Below are 15,221 nucleotides of genomic sequence, written 5' to 3' on the forward strand. Positions count from 1 at the left end.
GCGGCTGGGAGCGTGCGCTGCGAATGTTTAGTTCTTGAATTTTTTTATCAAGTCAAGAAGCACCCTGTTCAAATCCTTCCAAGCGTGCTACAAACTGGTTAAGCAATGATCTAGCTGCTTGATAACGAAGGGAAAAACATGACGAAGTCGGAGCTGATCGAACGTATTGTCACCCATCAGGGTTTGCTCTCGTCCAAGGACGTCGAGTTGGCCATCAAGACCATGCTTGAGCAGATGTCCCAATGCCTGGCGACTGGGGATCGCATCGAGATCCGTGGCTTTGGCAGTTTTTCCCTGCATTATCGTGCGCCAAGGGTTGGACGCAACCCCAAGACCGGGCAGTCGGTCAGCCTCGAGGGCAAGTTCGTGCCGCACTTCAAGCCGGGGAAGGAGTTGCGGGATCGGGTGAATGAAGACGAGCATGGAGTGTGAGGAACGGAGCCCAGTACAATGCGTAAAGTCAAGATTATCGTTGTTGCGTTGTTCCTTATTCTGTTGGGAGCTCTGACTCTATTGTTTGTTTTGGAGAACCAGCAAGACGTTTCTTTGGCGCTGTTGGGTTGGTCGGTGCCGACAATGCCGGTGGCGGTGCTTGTCCTCGGCGCTCTGGCAGTAGGCTTGGCTGTTGGACCGTTTTTGGCTGCTTATAGTCTGCGGCGACGTTACCGTGAAATCCGTGCGGTGGCGCGAAGCGAGGTTTCCGGTAGGGCGTAGGGAATGCAGAAAATTCTCTCATTTCTCTAGGAAATTTATAACTATGCAAAATTTGGTCAAAATGAAGTAATAGCGGCTTTGTTGCAGAGTCTGAAATCTCTCTTTTCTTGCTGCATAGATTGTCACCCTCTGTACGCGCTGATGCTCTCATCCGCTTCCAGTGCCCCTCGATATTACTTCTGTATCTTGGCTCTGCTTAACGAGGCTTCCAGAGATTATTTCTTGGTGGTTTATGAAATATTGTGAAATTGATTGTAAGCGTGAGGTTAAGTAGTCGATTCATAATTTTCTCTTGTCGTGATCACTTAGTGCTTCGGTCTAGAGGGGCTTCATCAGGCGGAAATACCCATGGTGTGGTCGAGTGATGGCGATCTGGTGTGTTGCAGGTGGTCTTCCGTTCCCCCTACGTAGGCAAGCTACAAAGAAAAATCTCTGGTATTCTAGCGTCAGAAGCTTGCGTCCTGAGTCAATGAATGGCTTGAGGCTACAAACCTAGGGCGCGTACATTTTTAGCGTTGTTGCGGCGGGCGTAACGATGCTTGTGAATAAGGTACATGCAGGCTTCCTGAGGTTGAAAACTTCAAGGGCCGTTAAGGACTCGAATATGGAATTGATACCGGTAATTCTATCCGGTGGTGTTGGCAGTCGCTTGTGGCCAGTATCTCGTGAGGCTCATCCAAAGCCATTTATGGCGCTGCCTGATGGACAGAACCTGATTCAGAAAACATTTTTGCGTGCCGCTCGTCTGGACGGGGTTGTCGAGGTGCTTACCGTCACCAACCGCGAACTCCTGTTCAAGACTGAAGATGAATACCGCGACATCAATCACAGGGGCTATGCCCAAAGCTATATCCTTGAGCCTTTTGGCCGTAATACCGCTGCCGCAGTGGCCGCCGCCGCGTTGCAACTGCAGCAGGCCCACGGCGCACAGGCCTATATGCTGGTGCTGGCCGCCGACCATCTGATCCAGGACGAAGACGCCTTCGACGAAGCTGTCCGCAAGGCCGTTAACTTAGCCGGGCAGGGCTGGTTGGTAACCTTCGGCATCAAACCGCAATACCCGGAAACCGGTTTTGGCTATATCGAAGCTGCTGCTGCCGGCGAGCTCGAAGGTGGCCTCAAGGTTGAGCGCTTCGTTGAAAAGCCCGACCAGAAAACCGCTGAATCTTATGTGGCGGCGGGTAACTACTTTTGGAACGCTGGCATGTTCTGCTTCCAGGTCGGCGCCGTCATCGAGGAATTCAAGACCTATGCTCCGGATGTGTTCGAAGCCGTCGAACGCACTCTGCAAACCTCGCGCCGCGCCACCTCGAAAGGCTACAGCTGCCTCTCCCTGGACGCCAATATCTTCGCACAGGTGCCGGATATCTCCATCGACTACGCGCTTATGGAGCGCTCGCGCAAGGTTGCGACCATTCCGTGCGATATCGGCTGGAGCGATATCGGGTCGTGGAATGCCGTCAGCGAACTGACTCCTCCCGATGAACACGGTAATCGCTTCGAGGGTGAAGTGATGGCCTACGGCGCCAGCAACAACTATGTCAGCACCGAGGACCGCTTGGCCGCCTTGGTCGGTGTGCAGGACCTACTGGTGGTCGATACCCCAGACGCGTTGCTGATTGCCCACAGGGACCATGCCCAAGACGTCAAACATATTGTCAAACGTTTGAAAGTCGACGGGCACGCTGCTCATATGCTTCACCAGACGGTCCATCGTCCGTGGGGTACCTACACCACACTGGAGGACGGCGATCGTTTCAAGATCAAGCGCATCGTAGTCAAACCCAAAGCTTCGCTGTCATTACAGATGCACCATCATCGTAGCGAGCACTGGATCGTCGTCAGTGGCATGGCACTGGTCGTCAATGATGATCAGGAACTGATGCTCAACAGTAATGAATCTACCTTTATTCGTGCCGGCCACAAACACCGATTGCAAAATCCTGGTGTCATAGACTTGGTCCTGATCGAGGTGCAGAGCGGCGACTACCTTGGCGAAGACGACATTGTCCGCTTCGAGGACAACTACGGTCGTTGCGACGGCTGAGCCAGGCCTTCCCTATCCACCCCCGGAGTCTCGCTTAGGTGCCCGGGGGAAACTTCATGCGGCAGAAAATTATTCGCCGGCCATCCCCTTCTAATCGGTGCTCGCTCACACGGAACCGTATCTAGAGAGATGTATGTACGCTCCTATCCAGACCCGCTGCTTCAAAGCCTATGATATCCGCGGCCAAGTGCCGACCGAGCTCAACGATGATATCGCCTACCGCATCGGTCGTGCCCTGGTGGCCCAGTTGGGAGGGCGCAGCTACGTGGTCGGCCGAGATATGCGCCTGGAAAGCCCTGGCCTGTCCCGCTCCCTGATGAAAGGCCTGACCGAAGGCGGCGCCGATGTGATCGACATCGGCCTGTGCGGGACCGAAGAAGTCTACTTTGCCACCAGCCACTACCAAGCGGACGGCGGCATCATGGTCACCGCCAGTCACAACCCCAAGGGTTACAACGGTATGAAGCTGGTGCGCGAGCAGTCGCGTCCGATCAGTGGCGACACCGGCCTCAACGATATTCGTCAGCGTGTCGAAGCCGGTGATCTCGGCGTCCAGGCCGACACCTTGGGCGGAATTCGCGAAGCGTTCGATAAGGCAGCCTACATCGAACATCTGTTAACCTACATCGACCTGTCTGCTCTCAAACCGTTGAAAGTGTTGGCTGACCCTGGCAATGGCGCCGTTGGCCCAGTGCTGGAACTGCTCAGTGCGCGCCTGCCGCTGGATATAACCATCATAAACGGCACGCCAGACGGCAACTTCCCCAATGGCATTCCTAACCCGTTGCTGCCGGAAAATCGCGAACTTACTCGCAGGGCCGTGCTCGAAACCGGAGCGGAGATGGGCATTGCCTTCGACGGTGACTTCGATCGCTGCTTCTTCTTCGATAATCAGGGCCGCTTCATCGAAGGTTACTACGTGGTCGGGCTGTTGGCCGAGATGCTGCTGGCTCAGTACCCAGGCAGCAAGATCATCCACGACCCGCGCCTGACTTGGAATACCATCGAGCAGGTCAGCGCCGCCGGTGGACAGGCCATCCAGAGCAAAACCGGCCACGCATTCATCAAGGAGCGCATGCGCGCTGAAGACGCTGTGTACGGCGGCGAAATGAGTGCGCACCATTACTTCCGCGATTTCGCCTACTGCGATAGCGGTAACATCCCGTGGCTGCTGGTGGCTGCGCTGATGAGCATCAGCGGCAAGAGCCTGGCGCAACTGGTAGACGAGCGCATCGCAGCATTTCCGTGCAGCGGTGAAATCAATTATGAAGTGGCCGATGTGAAAGGCACCATCGAGAAGATTCTGGCTTTCTACCTGCCGCACCAGCCGAGCGTCGACCGGACCGACGGTATCAGTGTCGAGTTCGCCGATTGGCGGTTCAGCCTGCGTGGGTCGAATACCGAGCCACTGCTGCGCCTAAACGTCGAGAGCCGTGGCGATGAAATGTTGGTGTCAGATCGAGTTAATGAAATTGCCCGTATGATTCAAGGCTGACGGCTTGAGTCGGAAAGCTTGCGTCACTACTACTGCCCTCATCCCATAGTGGATGAGGGCATAAGTCACAGTGCTCTACCCCACGTTCTGCTGCAACGCCTTGAACAACTGTTGCGCACTTTCTTCCCAAGTCATCCAGGGCATTCCTTCAGATTTTGGGTGTGCTGCTTGGGCCTGAAGCTTCATCCAATCTACAAGTTGAGACGACAGATCGATACCATGCTCTGCTTTGAAATAGAAAGCGTGCGTGCCTGCTACCTCTCGGAAAACCGGAATATCACGCACGATCAGAGGTAGGCCATGTTGAGCTGCCTCGATAAGCGGTAGTCCAAACCCCTCGCCAAGCGATGCCGCGATCAATGCATCCGCGTGTTCATAGAGCTCACACAGATAATTATCGTCAACGCCTTGGAACCAGAACAGCCGTTTTCCCTTCTCGGAATGGCTCTCAATGCGTTCAATAAGCGTTTCGACCATCCAACCTTGCTTGCCTACAATCAGCAAGTTTACATCGTGCTGTTTCGCCCAGAGCGCTTCGAAAGCATCCAGTACCTGAACATGCCCCTTCCTAGGCTCAAGCGTACCTACCATCAAGAATGAAGTACGGTTGCCCAGCTCAGACAAATCTGCCTGAGATGTAGCGAGGGCTGTGTGCGCAAGGCGCGGTTCGTTGATATCAGCACCGAGATGGAACCATGACAATGAATAAGGCCGTTTCGACGGTACTCGATTTGCAGAGAGCCATTCGGCCATTTCATCCGCTACTGCTTTGGATATGCAGATTGCGCCGTCCGCTTGGGAAACGGTCGCCAGCCATTGATCAAGCACATCAGATGCTCCGGGAGGGAAGCAGTGAGAGAGTTCCTTCAGCAGCAGATCGTACACGACGAATTGCACTTTCACACCTCGTCGGCGCATCTGTGCGAGTGCGGAGCGCTGCCGAGGAACTGTGACGGGTTGTAAATCGAGTCCGATGAAGTTATCGCCATTATGGTAAACCACCGGCTCATCAATCAGAAGATTGCTAGGGCAGCCCATAAAGTCCAGAGTAAACTGTCGAGCGTAACGATAGCCGTCCTCGTGGTCGGTGGCGTAAACCGGCTCAACCCGGTAATTGCCAGGGGGGGTTTTTAGCCAGACCTGCAGAATGTTACGAACAACTCGCTGGATACCGCTTTTAGCATCACGGTTGACCAGTTCCGAAATGTCCACCAGCAATTGAGGATTTGAGATGCTAGGTTTCAAACTTTGATCGATCGATGCCGCAACGGCTAAGGAGCTTTCAAAATTGAAGGCCATCTTATCCAGCGTGGCGATGGAGGAGATGACTTCAGCAGTGGAATGGAATGAGTCTTTATGGAATGTCTCTATTGCTTGATGATAGAGGGCTGCACAGGCACGGGGTGAGTGTTGCGTGTGTATCAGCTTCTGGCCTTCTGCTCCAATACGCTGGCGAGCGGCCAAATCATTACGCAAGAACAATAGGGCCTCAGTTAGCTCTTCGTTGCTAAATGAGTCAGGTAGTTTGATCAGGCGGTTATCTGGGATGTCCGACATACTACCGTTGGCATTGACGATAGTGGCAATACCGTAATTTAGACAATCCAACACAGCTGCTGAAGTTTCACCGCGGAATAGGGTGCGAAGTTGTACGGCAGCATCGGCTACCTCCAAGTACGATTTGAAGATGTCCGCATCCGCCCAGCCCGTTATCTTGATACGGTTGCGGAAGCCACTGGCGTTGATCCGTTTCAGTAAACGATCACCAAACTCACCCTCACTATTTTGCCCTACATAAATCAGGTGGCAGTTGCTGTCGTTGGGAAGTGTGGAATCCAGCCAGGCCTCAAGCAAGCGGTCGTTTAACTTGGAAGGACCGAGTAGTCCATAACTACAGACGATGAAGTCGTGTTCGGAGAAGCCGAGTTCACTCCTGATCTTCGCACGCTTGCGAAGGTCAGGGTAATGTGGAGTGCGCAGCATAGGGATCTCAGCCCATTTCAGGCCGGAGTTTTTCCCATACCACTGTTGGGCCAACCGAATCGAATAGTGCGAATGTACAATAATGCCTTCAGCTTGCTGGAGGATCCCAAGGTTGCACGAGTACTTCCATACAGCATCGGCAGTGTCTGCGTTATTTATGCGGTCACTGACCGCACGATAGCCATGTCCATGATAAAGCGCCCGGACCCAAAAGTTTGGCTGTCCTTGATGGACTTCCATATTGGCCACGACGCCAGATAAAAAGAAGTCATGCAACACTACAGTGCCAGGTATTTTCTCGATCAAGTGGAACATATGGCTATGGAAGCTTGAGTTTCCAAAGTGATAGATCACGCGATCGAAAACGTGTGCATTGGCTTCGAACCAGGCCACCGAACGTAATGTGTAATTGATACCGACGTCTGCGGGAGAGACCGAATCCTGCGCCACAATGACATCAATTTGATAGTGGGCAGCGAGTTCCGGGAGTAATTCGGCGCTATAGTCACTGATACCGCTTCGCGCAGGTGGTAGTGGTGATACATAGGCTAGGCGCAACTGTCGGGGGGCACTGGCTTGCTTAGAAATTGGGTGTTTTTGCGAGAGTAACTGGTGCACCGCCCTCACGGCTGTGGTTGCAGTCAGATCCCAACTGAAAGTGGCAGCTTGAACAACTGCCGATTCAGCCAGACTAGTGCGCAAAGCCTCATGATTGAGCACTTCATTGAGCTTCGCTGTGATCGAATGGGTATCGAATGGGTCGAACAGCGCTTCCGGGTTACCTAGCACTTCAGGTAAGCTTGAGGTATTCGATGCGATTACCGGCTTTGCGCAGGCCATTGCCTCCAGCGCGGGAAGACCGAACCCTTCGTGTAGGGATGGGAAAATGAACAGCTTGCATGCGTTGTACAGGGCAAGGAGATCATCATCACTGACATATCCGGTAAAGCACACTTCAGACTTATTCAGGCCACTGGCTTTAGCCAGGCGCAAAAGTCGATCGCGCTCTTGCGGCTGTACCTTGCAGACAATAACCAGCTGATGCCGCATGCGGAGCTCTGCTGGCAGCTTCGCGTAGGCAATGATCAGCCCGTCAATATTTTTCCTGGGGTCGATTCCGCCGGTGTACATGACGAAATCGCGAGAAATCGCAAGCCGCTGCAAAAGCTCAGTTGGCGGTTGCATATTGGTAATCGGCCGATAATGCTCGGTGTCGATAGCCGTAGAGATGTTGACGACCTGGTCGGGGGCGAAGCCCAGATAGCGGAGGACTTCCGAACGCGATGAGTTCGAGATGGTCAGCAGCAGGTCAGCACGGCGCAAATGTTTGAGCTTGCTTTCATACCATTGACGCACCGGCAGGGCGCTGAGATAGGTCTCTGGATTGAGGAGAGGAATCAGATCGTAAACGATCGTCGCAGTTGGAATAGTCGAGTTTAAACACTTTATGCTTGTTACGGCATCATCAACCAGTCCTTCGAAAAGACTGGTAACGAGGACCAGATCTGGATCCAGGCTGGCAATGAAAGCCTCTCTGATCAGCTCCGCTGCCTGGCGCCCCCATAGGTTATCGGCGCTCAGTGAGGCCACACCCGCATTGGGCATCCATGTGTGGATATGGCTATCTGGAAGTAGGCCGTGCAGCGCTTCACGAATGTCATCAATCGACTCACCGAACAAGGCATTTAGCACAACGAAAACTTCGATTTCACCACGGTGCTTAATAAACGCCTTGGTAAACGATAACGCATAGCGGCCGATACCTCGGGTTCTGTTTTCCGCCTGGGCACCTTGAAGGTCAATGACGACACGCATCAATTCGCATCCTTTTGTGAAGCGTTTCTGTTGAGTCGATGATAAATAGCCTTGGCATTTTCGGTGAGGTTCGATGGTGCAGCAGGGAACGGAGCTGAATTCGAGTAGGATGTACTATGCGGCCCTTTGAGTGCGGAATGTGCTGTTTCCAAGCTCAGCCGTGTGGCCAGTTTTTTTGCATAGGTGTTTAATGCTGGAATTCGATAAAGAACTTTTTTTGCCAATTTGATCAAGGTCTGATTCTTGAGCGCCTTTTTTAGGCTTGTTTTTACTATCCGTTTGGAAGTAGGTAATGGGGATAAGAGCGCTGACCTGGCTAGGGTGGCTGTATATCTGGCGGGTGCAGTTATTTTCCAGGATGTACTGGTTTTGAGCTTGTTTATATAGTCGCTGAGATCGTTGATGGTCTGTTGATGAGCGCTTGTAGTACTTGTCAAGCTCAAAATATGCTGTTGATGAGATTCTGCTTTGTTTCGCCAGTACTGGACATCCGAGTGCGCTTCTTGGAGAGAATGCTGTAATGCGGTATATTCGAATTGCAGCTCTTCAAGCTCCAGTGTCATAACTGAATCCTGTCTGCTTTGTGATTTTTCAGATGGCTCGACTTGGTGATTTTCCAACGCAGTCACTCTTTTTGCGAGTTCGATATAAAGTTTTTTAATCGCGCTGGTGTCAGTCGTTAGTTCATAGCGGCGCGCAAGTTCGGCCATGCTCAGCCCATAGTCTTCTGAAAAAGGTCCGTCAAAAGGTGCGCTGTCCAGTTCACCCAAGTCTACCTGAGCAATGATGGCGTAGTCTGGGCTAGTACCGCCAATGACATCCATCAGCGAGAGAGATTTGGCCGTTGCCAAGGTAGGATTTTCCTGCAGACGGAGTATTTTTGAGCGCTGGAATCCGCTGAATTTCACAAGAAAGTCAAGAAGCAAATTTGGAATAGGGCGTTCGTGTGTAGGGTCAAGGTAGAAGTTTTGAGTCGCGACTATAAGGTTTTCCGGATTGGGCGTCTCGAGTATCAGAAGCCCTCCTGGTTTGAGCACGCGATGTGCTTCCGCTACCAGCGCTTTCAAGCTTTCGAATGTAATATGCTCAGCGATGTGGAAGCCTGTCAGAACACAGAGGGAGTCGCTTGAGGTTGTTTGCAGATAAGAAAGGGCATCTGCTTTGACAGCGGGGAGATTGCGAGCCTTGCACGCTTCCAGCATCCCCTCATCCGTATCAACGCCAATGGTATTGAAGCCGTTTTCCATCAAGGTTTCCAACCACTCTCCGCGACCGCACCCCACATCGAGTGCTTTGGCGTCCGGATAAAAATCGAGCAATGGAAGGATAAAGGGCAGGTAAATTTGCAAGCGTTGCTTTATTGTGTCGCGGGCACCGCGATGTTTATCTTCAAACGCACGATAAAACTGAGTCATTGATTGCACTCCACAACGGGTTGAATCCAGGCAGATCCAACAAATGGGGCTTTGTCTGCGTTGACAACATTGAATATCAGTGCCAGGTCTCGCCACTCATAATTCGCGTTGAGGTGAGTGTCTGCAGTATGGAGCGCAACAGCAATTGAGTATGAGCCTACACCAATATTGGCGTTGAAGGTAAAGATAAACTCAAGCACGGTCCCCGTAGACAATGCTGTGAGTTTTCTGTCCAGGTGATGTGTATTGGTGCCGTAGATGGCCTGTCCCAACCGATCTTTGATCATGTAGCCCACCACCAGTTCAGGGATTGCCTGGTTTATATCGACAGTTATCTTTAGACGTACCGTCTGGCCAACAGTGACAAATTCAATAGGCTCCTCAACCTCATTATAGAGGGCAAGACTGCCGACGGTTGCTTCGCCTGAGCCGGACCTCGTTTGTGTGGTCCCATCTTCCAGCTTGTGTACGACAACCGTGGAATTTTCTTTCTCGGAGATGATCGCATTGTAAAAATCCATCACCTCCTCGGGTGCGCCGTCCTTGATCACTGTCCCTTCTTCGATCAGAAGAACACGGTCACACAGCGCTTGGATCGAACTGCGATCGTGAGAGACAATCAGTAAGGTAGTCCCTTGCTCCTGAAACTCGCGAATACGGTCGAAGCTTTTATGTTGGAAATAGCTATCGCCCACAGAAAGCGCCTCATCGACAATGAGGATCTCGGGACGCTTGGCCGTCGCCACCGAAAATGCCACACGCATCTGCATACCGCTGGAGTAGGTCCGTACCGCCTGGTCAAAATATTCCCCGACTTCAGCAAAAGCTTCGATAGCAGGCATCAACTGCTCGATTTCGTCGGCGCCAAATCCCATCAAGCCGGCGGCATGATAGACGTTCTGACGACCTGTCAGCTCCGGGTTGAAACCCATGCCAAGCTCCAAGATCGCGGCAATTCGGCCGTTTACTTGCACTTCGCCTGTGGAAGGCTGCAACGTTCCTGTCAGCATCTTCAGTAAAGTGGATTTACCAGCACCGTTTTGACCAACGATACCAATCGCTTCCCCAGCATTGATTTCAAAGTTGATGTGTTTGAGCACCCAATGCTCTTCTCGGGGTTTGCTCGGTAAACCCAGCCAGCGACCAATACGTTGCCATTCGCTTGTGTAGGTGCGGTAGGCCTTGCCAAGATCTTTGGCGCTGAGAAGACTCATAGTGCATCCACCATTTCAGGCGCCGCACGGCGGAACAGAAAAAGACTGAAAGCAAGAAGCAGAAGTGTAAAGCCCAAGGTAACGGCAATTTGGGCGATATCAGGCACGACGTTATAAACGAAAACATCGTGGTAAGCGCTGACAATCGGGAACATAGGATTGTATGCAATTAGAGATTTAAGTTCATCGGGTATAATCGTGATAGGGTAAACGATAGGTGTGAACCAGAAAAGTATCTGCAGCACAATAGGGACCACCTGGCCGATGTCGCGAACGAACACATTCAACACGCCGAGGATTAGGCCAAGGCCGACGGCCAGGGCGGCTACGGTGAGTATTAAAGGAAAGGCCCACAGCATCTGCCAAGTCGGCCAATGGCCCAGACAGATGAAAACGCCCAGCACCGAGAGTAGTAGTAACAGATTGTTTAGGAGGGAAGAGCCTAGCACAATAAATGGTAAGGTTATCCGCGGGAACTTCATCTTTTTCATCAGGTTGCCGTTTTCGATGAATAGCGTAAGGCTGCGGTTGATGATCTCCGCAAAAAGACTCCAGGCCAAAGTACCTGCCATCAGATACAGGGCATAGGCATATTTATTGTCGATGCCTGGCAGCTTTGCTGCCAGGATGTTGGAAAGAATAAGTGCGTAGATGAGCACGTTTGCCAATGGATTGATAATCATCCACAGGCCGCCTAGGCTGCTGCGCGAGAATCGTGCTACGAATTCATTGCGGATCGAGGTGGCAATGAAACCTCTATAGCCATATAACCCTCTCAATAATCCAGACATGTATTCTCCTTATGGCTCTGCGGCTTTTAATAAAGCGGACCAGAAAAATTCAGGCGCGGCGAGTGCAGTGATATGTCGATGCGGGCGTCAGATCAATAATTCCCGCACCGACGTGAATGAGTGGCCTATTGCTCAAAGCGCATAGATACAAAGCCGATACCCAACCTACGACCATCCGTGCCCCCCATGAGTTTTTTGGGGGAGGTTGGGGCGTATGGAATTAAAGTAATACGTTGCGCGTTTGAGCCTTGGAGGTCGACTTTAACCCGCACCTCTGAAGTATCGCTGGTCAACTGAACCGTGTATTCCTTATCGGCCACTTGAATACGAGTAGGGTGCTCTGCGTTGGATGCAAATGCACGAGCGGTTAAGACTAATGTAAATGTCTGGGGCAACGGTTCTGTAAAATCGAAGGACACCTTCGATTTCACAGACCATCGTCCCCAAGGCTCCAGCGGCCAGAGCCCTTTGACATTAGCGATGAATTCCGGCCAACCTTCTTTGGTGAAATCAATGCCGTTTTCTAACGTAGAAGGGTAGCGAATGCCGAGGTGGTCAGCATAAAATCCAGATAGTTTCATGATCTGGGGTGTAGTGAGATTTTCGAGCGGAGGATGATCGCTGCCAGTAACCTTGAAGAATACTTGGTCGCCGCTACTGCTTACCAAGTCTGGTGCGCTGTTAAGAAGCTCACTCAACTGGGTAATCAAAGCGTCACCATTATCGGCATAACCTCTGCGGTCGATGTAAATTCCGTCGAATCCCAAGCGGCGAATTACACTCAATTGCTTGCTCGTTGATTCCTTGGCGAGTGCGCGATAGAAAGCATCACCATCCCGCCCTTTCATCCCGCCAAAGCTCCAATGCAGTCCCTTTGAGTGGATAACCCCTGCTAGAGCCTGGTAACTTATCATGCGATTGAGGGGCGGCTCTTCTGGGAAGCCGATGTACGGTAATTGATACACGGCGCCCATAGAAGGCAGCGCGCGCTCGATGGAATGAACGAAGTTCTTGTCGTTTTCGAATTCGCTTTTACGCTGCACATAGCAGCTTTTGCAGGTTGGCGTCGTCTGGTCGAGAAAGCCGAAAAGTAGTGCCGCCACCGCAATGGCAGTGACATAGCGGGAAAGGTGTTTACCTCTCGCTTTCAGAAGGATCTGCAAAGCAATGAAAGTGAACAATAGAGTGCTGAAGGCGATGAATACGCTAATTCTATTCCAACCCCTGATAGAGGGGGAGATGAACCAGGCGAAAACTGTACCAAGCCCTCCTATGGTGCCGAACATAAAGAGCACAAAGGTAATTGCGGCTATTAGGCGTAGACGTTCGTCATTTGCAGATCCTGTTGGCCTGAATAGCAAAAATAGGAATGTTAGAACGAGCCCCCCAGCGCTGATCATACCAAGTGTCGCAGTGGCATTTTCATTGACCAGCGGAGATCCCTTGTTATAGGTTTGTGTCAGATTGGCCAGGGTTGAAGACCGATGATCCAGTCGAGGTAGCATCAACTGCATCAACTTGAAGCCTAAGTGTTCCGACTGGCCTGGCGAGCGCTGGGCCACTTCTTCGTTAGGGCCATTTTTGAAGGTGTTCATTGCGTTGGGCGCAATATTAAGCGCAACGCCAGTGCCAATGGCAAAGCAAAGTAAGATGGATCTTTTGATGCCCTGAAGGTGTTTTGACTTTGCCCAGTTTAATAAGCCGGCGAAGCCAATAATGATTACCCCAAATACAGAATAATAAACACCGAATGAAGAGATTATGAGCAAGCCAGCTATGGACAGAATGCCCTTTGCTGTGCGAAGTGGTAAATTGTCGGTCAGCGGCTGTTGAGCGGTTCGATAAACACAAAGTGCTAAATAGAAAAATACAGGTGCTACAAAATACCAAGTATAGAATAAATGTTGATATTCCAGGCGCAGAAAGTGGAAAGGCGTGAAGGTGTAAAGTCCAGCTACCGTCACTGTGAAGCTACGATTCAGTCCGAAAGCACGAGTAGCAATGTAACTGGCGATGAAGCATGTAGGGAAGCCGAGCAAGAAATACAGGTTGAGCCCGCCAACCCAGCCTCCAGTGAGACCAGAGAGCAGCTTGATGACAAGGTGATTCCCGGCATCGGCGCCCGGATAATCCAGAAAGTTTGAGCCGAAGGGGTACCCGCTTCTAGCATTGTCGAATATCCAGCCCTCATCGACCCGGCTGGCCATCCAAGCGTGGAAAATAGAATCGCCGTTATAGCCGAATGGCACTGACAAATCTGGAATTAATCCGGCAGATAAGCCGGAAGTGATCAGGTTTGCAAGAAAGTACGAGACGATTGCACCAATAAGCATCAGGCGCCAGTCTTCTTTGACAATGCTATACCAGTCAAGGTAGTTGGTTGGCAGGGTAGTGTCTGTTCTGGCGTTCAGATTAGAAGAGTTCAAAGCACTTTGTCCGTAGAGTTCAGTCAAAATTCACACGTTCTGCTTCAACCACAAGCGGCATGTTGCGCATCTGCGTGTGCACTGAGCCCAAATACTCGCCGAGCATGCCCAGGAATAGAATTTGCACAGAGCTGAAGAAGAACAGCGAAATCAGCAGCGGTGCGATACCCATCTGAAACGAATTCCAGAAAATCAGCTTGGCAATCAAGAACGCGAAAGCAGCCAGTAGACTTAATCCTGCAAGCAACCCCCCACCCATTACCATCAGGCGCAGTGGCACTTTGGAGTGGTTAGTGATGCCCAGCATGGCGATATCGTACAAGGTGTAGAAGTTATTCTTGGTGATACCGCGCTGGCGGCGTGGCTGCTTGAAGGGCACGGTGGCAATCGGGAAGCCAATCTCACACAGCAGACCACGGAAGTATGGGTACGGGTCGTCGATCTTCTTCAGGATATCCAGTACCGCACGATCGAACAGACCGGCACCGGTGGCATTCTGCACCAGCGGCACCTCCGAGATGCGTGTGACGAAGCGGTAGTAGGCTCGGCGTACCAGGAACATCATACGCGACTCTTCGCTTTCTGGTTTTACCGCCATTACGGTCTTGAACCCTTCTTCCCACTTCTTGACGAAATCCTCGATCATCTCGGGCGGGTCTTGCAGGTCGGAGGCGATCAGTACAGCGCAGTCGCCGTTGACCTGCAGCAAGGCGTGGTACGGCGAACGAATATGACCAAAGTTACGGGCGTTGAAGATAACCTTGACGCGTTTGTCCTGGGCGGCAAGGGCGCGCAGTTTGGTATGGCTGCCATCGGTCGAGCAGTTGTCGATGAACACATGTTCGTAATCGTAGTCAAGGCGTGACATGACCTCGACGATGCGTTGGTAAAGCTCATCGATGTTGGCTTCTTCGTTGTAGCAGGGAGTCACTATGCTGATCAACTTACGCATAATTGAAAACGAACCTGTTATTGATGACAAAGGAGAGCAGGGCCATTGGCACGATCAATGCTATTCCGGCCACGTAAGGGTCGACATCGAGCAGTTTCAGCGCTGCGATGCCAGCCACGTTGGCGCTATAGACCACGCCATATCCGGCGACGAATCTGAAGATCAACTTGTTGTTCTTCGACCCGAACACCAGGGCCCCGGTGCTTTTGAAGTTGAAGGCCACGCCCAGTAAGGTGGCTATCAGCAAAGCCGCACTGTAGTGCAGGCCCAGATATAGAAGCCCGGCAAAGCAGCCATAGCCGAACGCCGCGTTCAGCACACCCACGAGCAAGAATCGGAACAGCTTCACCCGCAGCATTTTGCGTATCC

The 15,221-nt window shown here is 51.9% G+C and carries 11 protein-coding genes; 4 read left to right on the plus strand and 7 right to left on the minus strand.

Translation table 11 applies throughout. The features are described 5' to 3' along the window. Nucleotides 1–138 precede the first annotated feature (138 nt). The 4 genes from ihfB (at nucleotide 139) to AC1TXO_RS07720 (ending at nucleotide 4,256) form a co-directional block, all read left to right on the plus strand. Nucleotides 139–432: an integration host factor subunit beta gene (ihfB, locus tag AC1TXO_RS07705; protein WP_486405758.1), complete on the plus strand. Its 294-nt coding sequence runs from the start codon at nucleotides 139–141 to the stop codon at nucleotides 430–432. An 18-nt stretch (nucleotides 433–450) separates the two neighbouring features. Then, nucleotides 451–714, plus strand: coding sequence for a LapA family protein (locus tag AC1TXO_RS07710; RefSeq protein ID WP_486405759.1), 264 nt, complete (start codon nucleotides 451–453; stop codon nucleotides 712–714). A gap of 604 nt (nucleotides 715–1,318) precedes the next feature. Next, a complete protein-coding gene (locus tag AC1TXO_RS07715) occupies nucleotides 1,319–2,761 on the plus strand; it encodes a mannose-1-phosphate guanylyltransferase/mannose-6-phosphate isomerase (protein WP_486405760.1) in 1,443 nt (480 codons plus the stop codon). Between the two features lie 133 nt (nucleotides 2,762–2,894). After that, nucleotides 2,895–4,256, plus strand: coding sequence for a phosphohexomutase domain-containing protein (locus AC1TXO_RS07720; RefSeq protein WP_486405761.1), 1,362 nt, complete (start codon nucleotides 2,895–2,897; stop codon nucleotides 4,254–4,256). Nucleotides 4,257–4,331: 75 nt separating this feature from the next. Here AC1TXO_RS07720 and AC1TXO_RS07725 read toward each other — a convergent pair whose 3' ends face one another. The 7 genes from AC1TXO_RS07725 to AC1TXO_RS07755 all read right to left on the minus strand — a co-directional run bounded on the left by AC1TXO_RS07725 (nucleotide 4,332) and on the right by AC1TXO_RS07755 (nucleotide 15,210). Beyond that, a complete protein-coding gene (locus AC1TXO_RS07725; RefSeq protein ID WP_486405762.1) occupies nucleotides 4,332–8,054 on the minus strand; it encodes a glycosyltransferase in 3,723 nt (1,240 codons plus the stop codon). Continuing rightward, entirely contained in the window at nucleotides 8,054–9,469 is a 1,416-nt protein-coding gene (locus tag AC1TXO_RS07730; protein WP_486405763.1) for a class I SAM-dependent methyltransferase, read from the minus strand. Before AC1TXO_RS07730 ends, AC1TXO_RS07725 begins: the two co-directional genes overlap by 1 nt. Next, on the minus strand, nucleotides 9,466–10,683 hold the full coding sequence (locus AC1TXO_RS07735; protein ID WP_486405764.1) for an ABC transporter ATP-binding protein: 1,218 nt from the start codon (nucleotides 10,681–10,683) through the stop codon (nucleotides 9,466–9,468). The genes AC1TXO_RS07730 and AC1TXO_RS07735 overlap by 4 nt, the downstream gene beginning before the upstream one ends. Then, a complete protein-coding gene (locus AC1TXO_RS07740; RefSeq protein ID WP_486405765.1) occupies nucleotides 10,680–11,474 on the minus strand; it encodes an ABC transporter permease in 795 nt (264 codons plus the stop codon). The genes AC1TXO_RS07735 and AC1TXO_RS07740 overlap by 4 nt, the downstream gene beginning before the upstream one ends. Before the next feature lie 125 nt (nucleotides 11,475–11,599). After that, a complete protein-coding gene (locus AC1TXO_RS07745; protein WP_486405766.1) occupies nucleotides 11,600–13,927 on the minus strand; it encodes a DUF7024 domain-containing protein in 2,328 nt (775 codons plus the stop codon). Further along, complete coding sequence (locus AC1TXO_RS07750; protein ID WP_486405767.1) at nucleotides 13,920–14,852, minus strand: glycosyltransferase family 2 protein; 933 nt, start codon at nucleotides 14,850–14,852, stop codon at nucleotides 13,920–13,922. Before AC1TXO_RS07750 ends, AC1TXO_RS07745 begins: the two co-directional genes overlap by 8 nt. After that, entirely contained in the window at nucleotides 14,845–15,210 is a 366-nt protein-coding gene (locus AC1TXO_RS07755; protein WP_486405768.1) for a GtrA family protein, read from the minus strand. Before AC1TXO_RS07755 ends, AC1TXO_RS07750 begins: the two co-directional genes overlap by 8 nt. Nucleotides 15,211–15,221: the final 11 nt, after the last annotated feature.

The organism is Pseudomonas sp. FA117 (assembly GCF_057370475.1).